We start from the raw sequence: 6,300 nt of genomic DNA on the forward strand, positions 1-6,300 counted from the left end.
CCTCGACACCGTCGTGCCGCAGGAGTTCGTGCGGGTCGACGGCGAGCGGATCACCGTGCCGGCCGGTGCCGTGAAGACCGGCGCGAACCGGCGGCTGGCCGGCGAAGACCTGGCACGCGGCAGCATCGCACTGCACGCCGGCCGCGCGTTGCGGCCGGCCGATCTCGGCCTCGTCGCCTCGCTCGGCCGCGGCGAACTGCCGGTGTGGCGCCGCCCGCGCGTCGCCTTCTTCTCCACCGGCAACGAGCTGCGTTCGATCGGCGAGCCGCTCGACCAGGGCTGCGTCTACGACAGCAACCGCTACACGCTGTGGGGCATGCTGCAGCGGCTCGGCGTCGAGGTGCTCGACCTGGGCATCGTGCGCGATGAACCCGCCGCGCTCGAGGCCGCGCTGCGCCATGCGGTGGAGAACGCCGACGTGGTGATCACCTCGGGCGGCGTCAGCGTCGGCGAGGCCGATCACACGCGCACGGTGATGGCGCGGCTCGGCGAGGTGCTGTTCTGGCGCATCGCGATGCGGCCGGGGCGGCCGATGGCGGTGGGCCGCATCGCGAGCCAGGGCCGCGAGGCGGTGCTGTTCGGGCTGCCGGGCAACCCGGTTGCGGTGATGGTGGGCTTCTACGCCTTCGTGCGCGATGCGCTGCGCGCGATGTCGGGTGCCGCGGTCGAGCCGCTGCCGATGCTGCAGGCGCGCTGCACGACGGCGATCCGCAAGCGGCCGGGGCGCACCGAGTACCAGCGCGGCATCGTCTCGCGCGGTGCCGACGGGCACTGGCAGGTGGCGATCACCGGCTCGCAGGGCTCGGGAGTGCTGCGCAGCATGAGCGAGGCGAACGGCCTCGTCGTGCTGCCGCATGAGCAGGGGGATGTCCCGGCCGGCAGCCTCGTGGAGATCCTGCCCTTCGACGGGCTGGTTTGAACGCGTCCCGGATTGCCATCCGGGCTACGGGTTCACCTCACGCTTTCGACGCCCTTGTTGGCCAGCTGGTCCGCGCGCTCGTTGCCGGGGTCACCCGCGTGGCCCTTCACCCAGCGCCAGTCGACGTGGTGCAGGTTGCGCAGCCCGTCGAGCCGCTGCCACAGGTCGGCGTTCTTCACCGGCTTCTTGTCGGCCGTCTTCCAGCCGCGCGTCTTCCAGCCATGGATCCACTCGGTGATGCCCTTGCGCACGTACTCGCTGTCGGTGTAGATGATCACGTCGCAGGTGCGCTTCAGCGACGCGAGCGCCTCGATCACGCCGGTGAGCTCCATGCGGTTGTTGGTGGTCTGGCGCTCGCCGCCGAACATCTCCTTCTCGTGCTCGCCGGTACGCAGCCACGCGCCCCAGCCGCCAGGGCCGGGATTGCCCTTGCAGGCGCCGTCGGTGTAGATCAGGACCTGCGGGCGCTTGATCAGCGGCTGCTCGGAGGTTGCGGCGGAAGATGCTTCAGTCATGGGGTCTCGGAAGAAGAATGCGCGCGATGGCTCGCGACGGTGGCGGCACGCTGGCCGGCGGTGCGCTGCTGGCGGATCAGGCCGACCAGCCGCATGCCGCGCACGCGCTTCACCGCCACCAGCAGGTAGACGCTGCCGAGCACCGGCCACCAGCGTTCGCCGATGCGCTCGGTCCAGGCATAGCGCGCCAGCCATGCGTCGGTCTTGAGGGGAGGACGATAACAGCCGAAGCGCCCGCCCTGCACCTCGAAGCTCAGCAGCCGCAGCCAGTCGCGCAGCCGCCAGTAGCCGAGGAACTCGCCGTCGTTCGGCAGGAAAAGCGGCTTCTGGCGCGAAAAGCCGATGTAGCGCAGCAGCCGGCCGCAGCGCTGGCGCAGGCCCCACAGGCTGGTCGGGTTGAAGCCGAGGATCACGACGCGCCCTTCGGGCCGCAGCACGCGCTCGACCTCGCCGAGCGCCAGGTGCGGGTCGCGCGCCAGCTCCAGCGTGTGCGGCAGCACGACCAGGTCGAGGCTCTGCGAATCGAACGGCAGCGCATCGAAATCGCAGCGCAGCACGACGGCCACGCGCTCGGCGGGAACGCCGTTGGTAACACCGGCGGCGGCATCGGTGGGAACTTCGGCCGCGGGATCGCGCTCCACCAGCTTTCCATGCGCATCGAGCGCCACCCAACGGTGTGGCATCCGGTTGGCCCTCAAGCCTTCGAGCTCGGTCATGCCGAGCTGCAAAGCGTGAAATCCGAACACATCGGCCACGCTTCGATCGAGTTGGGCCTGTTCCCAGGCCAGCAGGTAGCGCCCCGGGGGGGTCTCCAGCCACTGGGCCAAACCTATAATCCCGCCGACTTGTGTCATGAAACTGCTTGCCCTGCCAGCCTTTGCCGATAACTACATCTGGATGCTTCACGATGGCCGGCAGGCTCTCGTCGTCGATCCGGGTGAATCGGCACCGGTGGAGCAAGCGCTGGACGCTCATGGCCTGAGGCTGTCGGCGATTCTAGTGACCCATCACCATGGCGACCATGTCGGCGGCGTCGATGCGCTGCGGCCGCGCCTCGAAGGCCCCGTCTACGGGCCGGCGCGCGAGAAGATCCCCACCCCGTTCACCCCCTTGCGCGATGGCGATGCCGCCGAGTGGCTCGGCCTGCGCTTCGAGGTGATCGACGTGCCGGGGCACACCGCCGGCCACATCGCGTACTTCTGCGCCGTCGGAGACCACGACGGCGATGGCAATGCGCCGATCCTCTTCTGTGGCGACACCCTCTTCTCCGGCGGCTGCGGCCGGCTCTTCGAGGGCACGCCGGCGCAGATGCACCGCTCGCTGTCGCGCCTGGCCGCGCTGCCCGGCGACACGCGGGTGTGCTGCGCGCACGAGTACACGCTGTCGAACCTGAAGTTCGCACGCGCCGTCGAGCCGCACAACCGCGACCTGCTCGACTACACCGCACGCTGCGAATCGCTGCGCGCCGACGGCCGCGCGACGCTGCCGAGCTCGATCGCGCAGGAGCGCCGCATCAATCCCTTCATGCGCTGTGCGCAACCCGAGGTGGCAGCTGCCGCCGCCACCCACGGCGCCCGGCCCGACGACGAAGTCGACGTGCTGGCCGCGCTGCGCCACTGGAAAAACAACTTCTGATGACCTTTCTGAACCCGCTCTTGCCACTCACTTTGCGACGAGGCTGCGGCCTCGGCCTGTTCGCCGCGCTGGCGCTGCTGGCGGCCTGCGCGACCACGACCCCGACCGAGGGCGGCATTGCCGGCGCGGGCCCCGCAGCCTCCGCACCGGAGGCATCGGCGGCGGCCAGCGCACCCGCCGGGGCAGCCTCGGCCGCCGACAACACCACCGTCGCCGAAGGCCCGGCCGTCGCGCCGCCGATCGATCCGCTGCGCCCCGAAGAGAAGGTCGACCTGAACGCGCCGACCGCGAGCATCGACCTGTGGTCGCGCCTGCGCCACGGCTACGCGATGCCCGACCTCGACACCGACCAGGTGCGCACCGCCGAGCGCTGGTATGCGTCGCGACCCGACTACGTGCAGCGCATGACCGAGCGCGGCAGCCGCTACCTGTTCCACATCGTCGAGGAGGTCGAGCGCCGCGGCATGCCGACCGAGCTGGCGCTGCTGCCCTTCGTCGAGAGCGCGTTCAACCCGCAGGCGGTGTCGTCGGCCAAGGCCTCGGGCATGTGGCAGTTCATGCCGGCCACCGGCAGCACCTTCTCGCTGAAGCAGAACGTGTTCCGCGACGACCGCCGCTCGGTGCTCGGCTCGACGCGCGCCGCGCTCGACTACCTGGCCCGGCTGCACGACATGTTCGGCGACTGGCACCTGGCGCTCGCCGCCTACAACTGGGGCGAGGGCAATGTGCAGCGCGCCATCGCGCGCAACCGCCGCGCCGGCAAGCCGACCGACTACCTCAGCCTGAAGATGCCGAACGAGACGGCGTTCTACGTGCCCAAGCTGCAGGCGGTGAAGAACATCGTGCTGCACCCCGAGCAGTACCTGCTGACGCTGCCCTCGCTGGACAACCACCCGTACTTCCTCAGCGTGCCGATCGAGCGCGACATCGATGTGGCGCTGGCGGTGCGGCTGGCCGGCGTGTCGCTGGAAGAGTTCCAGACGCTGAACCCGCAGATGAACCGGCCGGTGATCCTCGCGGCCGGCACGCCGCAGCTGCTGCTGCCGTACGACAACGCGAGCCAGTTCGTGCGCAGCATCGGCGAGCACCGCGGGCCGCTGGCCACCTGGACGGCCTGGGTCGCGCCGCGCACGCTGCGCCCGGCCGATGCGGCCAAGCAGGTGGGGATGACCGAGGCGCAGCTGCGCGAGGTCAACAACATCCCTCCGCGCATGCTGGTGCGTGCCGGCTCGACGCTGCTGGTGCCGCGCGGCGAGAGCCGCCAGACGGATGTGTCGGGGCACCTGGCCGACAACGGCGTGATGTCGCTCGTCTCCGAATCGCCGACGCTGCGCCGCATGGCGCTGAAGGCCGGCAAGCGCGAGAGCGTGGCGACGGTGGCGCAGCGCTACCGCGTGAGCGCGGCACAGGTGGCGCTGTGGAACAAGACGACGGTCGGCGCGAACTTCAAGCCGGGGCAGACGGTGTATGTGTTCGTCGCGGGCAAGGCGACGGCGCGCAAGCCGGCGGTGCGAACCGCATCGAAGGCGCATCGGCCGGCGAAGCGGACGACGCGGGTCGCGAAGCAGTGAGCAGCGGGGACTAGCGCCGCTCGCTCAACGCGTGCGCGATCGTCCCCAGGTCGACGTATTCGAGCTCACTGCCGATCGGCACGCCGCGCGCCAGCCGCGTGACGCGCAAGCCACGTGATTTGAGCGTCTCGCCGATCACGTGCGCGGTGGCCTCGCCTTCGGCGGTGAAGTTGGTCGCGACGATGACTTCTTCGACCGAGCCATCGGTGGCACGCTCGATCAGCTGCGCAAGGCCGATGTCGCGCGCGCCGACGCCGTCGAGCGGGCTCAGCCGTCCCATCAGCACGAAATACAGCCCCTTGTAGCTGCCGGTGCGCTCGAGCGCCGCCTGGTCGGCCGGCGTCTCGACGACGCACAGCAGGCGCGCGTCGCGCCGCTCATCGGCGCAGGTGCTGCAGATGGCGCCCTCGGTGAAGGTGTGGCAGCGGTCGCAGTGGCGCACGTCGGCCACCGCCTTCTGCAGCGACGCGGCGATGCGCGCGGCGCCGTCGCGGTCGTGCTGCAGCAGGTGGAAGGCCATGCGCTGCGCGGATTTCTGCCCGACGCCGGGCAGCCGGCGCAGCGCTTCGATCAATCCGTCGAGAGCAGGTTCGGCCACTGGGTCAGAACGGGAACTTCATGCCCGGCGGCAACGGCATGCCGGCCGTGAGCTTGCCCATCTTCTCCTGCGAGACCTCTTCGGCGCGGCGGATGCCGTCGTTGAAGGCGGCAGCCACCAGGTCTTCGAGCATGTCCTTGTCGTCGGCCAGCAGGCTCGGGTCGATCACGATGCGCTTCACGTCGTGCTTGCAGGTCATCGTGACCTTCACGAGGCCGGCGCCGGACTGGCCTTCGACCTCGATGTGGGCGAGTTCTTCCTGCGCCTTCTTCAGGTTGTCCTGCATCGCCTGGGCCTGCTTCATCAGGCCGGCGAGTTGGTTCTTCATCATGGTGAGGGGTCCTCGGGTTTCAGTGGGGTTTGACCGAGCCGGGCACGATGCGTGCGGTCTTGAACTGCTGCATCAGCGCTTGTACCAGCGGGTCGTTGTGGATGATCTGTTCGGCTTCGGCCTGGCGGCGTGCGCGCTCGGCGGCCGCCCGCAGGGCCGGTGAATCTGCCGGCACGCCGGGTTCGACCTCGAGCCGCACCGGGCGGCCCAGCTGCGTGACGAGGGCCGCCTGCAGCTTGGTGCGCTGCACCTCGGCGCGCAGCGTCTCGCGCTCGACGCGCAGGCGCCAGACGGCCTCGGCGCCCTGCTCGTTGAGTGCGACGCACTGGCCTTGCAGGGCAAGCTCACGCACCAGCGCGCCGATGGCGTTGGCCTGCACCATCTGCACGACGAGCTCGTTCCAGCGGTCGCCGAGCGGCGTGCGCTCGAAGGCCGGCACGGCGGGTGCGGCCATCGGCACCGGGACGGGGGCGGACGGCGTTGCCGCGGCGCGTGCGGGCGGCTCGTCGTCGAGGTCGGGCATCGACGAGGCCGATGCGGCGGAGGGCTCGTCGTCGAACGGCACGTCGAGCCAGGGCGGGGGTTCGTCGTTGCGGGCGGCGGGGCGGGCCGCCGGTGTGGTGACGGGCGGCTTGGCAGCAGGCGGTGCGGCCACCACAGGCGGCGGCGCAGGAGCCGGCCGCACAGGCGGCGCCGCGACCACCGGCGGCGGGCGGCGCACGGGCGCAGCC

General features: G+C 70.7%; 8 protein-coding genes. 3 read left to right on the forward strand and 5 right to left on the reverse strand.

The annotated features are described in order from the left end of the window. Window positions 1-919: molybdopterin molybdotransferase MoeA (locus AC1DXV_RS29885; RefSeq protein WP_477937072.1), on the forward strand; the 919-nt coding region annotated here is incomplete at its 5' end. Between the two features lie 32 nt (window positions 920-951). Here the strand turns inward: AC1DXV_RS29885 and rnhA are convergent. Next, window positions 952-1,434: a ribonuclease HI gene (gene rnhA / locus AC1DXV_RS29890; RefSeq protein WP_477937074.1), complete on the reverse strand. Its 483-nt coding sequence runs from the start codon at window positions 1,432-1,434 to the stop codon at window positions 952-954. After that, the gene (locus AC1DXV_RS29895) at window positions 1,431-2,288 is read right to left on the reverse strand and encodes a class I SAM-dependent methyltransferase (RefSeq protein ID WP_477937076.1); all 858 of its coding nucleotides are present in this window, start codon (window positions 2,286-2,288) and stop codon (window positions 1,431-1,433) included. Before AC1DXV_RS29895 ends, rnhA begins: the two co-directional genes overlap by 4 nt. Here AC1DXV_RS29895 and gloB point away from each other — a divergent pair. Together gloB and AC1DXV_RS29905 are read left to right on the forward strand one after the other, a co-directional pair. Further along, entirely contained in the window at window positions 2,287-3,069 is a 783-nt protein-coding gene (gloB, locus tag AC1DXV_RS29900) for a hydroxyacylglutathione hydrolase (RefSeq protein ID WP_477937078.1), read from the forward strand. The two genes, AC1DXV_RS29895 and gloB, sit on opposite strands and share 2 nt — an antisense overlap. Beyond that, entirely contained in the window at window positions 3,069-4,640 is a 1,572-nt protein-coding gene (locus tag AC1DXV_RS29905) for a transglycosylase SLT domain-containing protein (protein WP_477871739.1), read from the forward strand. Before gloB ends, AC1DXV_RS29905 begins: the two co-directional genes overlap by 1 nt. 10 nt (window positions 4,641-4,650) lie before the next feature. On the opposite strand, the gene recR is transcribed toward AC1DXV_RS29905, so the two are convergent. The 3 genes from recR to AC1DXV_RS29920 form a co-directional block, all read right to left on the reverse strand. Beyond that, complete coding sequence (gene recR, locus AC1DXV_RS29910) at window positions 4,651-5,238, reverse strand: recombination mediator RecR (protein WP_477871737.1); 588 nt, start codon at window positions 5,236-5,238, stop codon at window positions 4,651-4,653. Window positions 5,239-5,242: 4 nt separating this feature from the next. Continuing rightward, a complete protein-coding gene (locus AC1DXV_RS29915; RefSeq protein WP_047511954.1) occupies window positions 5,243-5,569 on the reverse strand; it encodes a YbaB/EbfC family nucleoid-associated protein in 327 nt (108 codons plus the stop codon). Between the two features lie 19 nt (window positions 5,570-5,588). Beyond that, window positions 5,589-6,300, reverse strand: a 712-nt coding sequence (locus AC1DXV_RS29920; RefSeq protein WP_477937080.1) for a DNA polymerase III subunit gamma/tau C-terminal domain-containing protein, incomplete at its 5' end; no start/stop codon positions are given.

The organism is Rhizobacter sp. P3_C12, assembly GCF_056402735.1.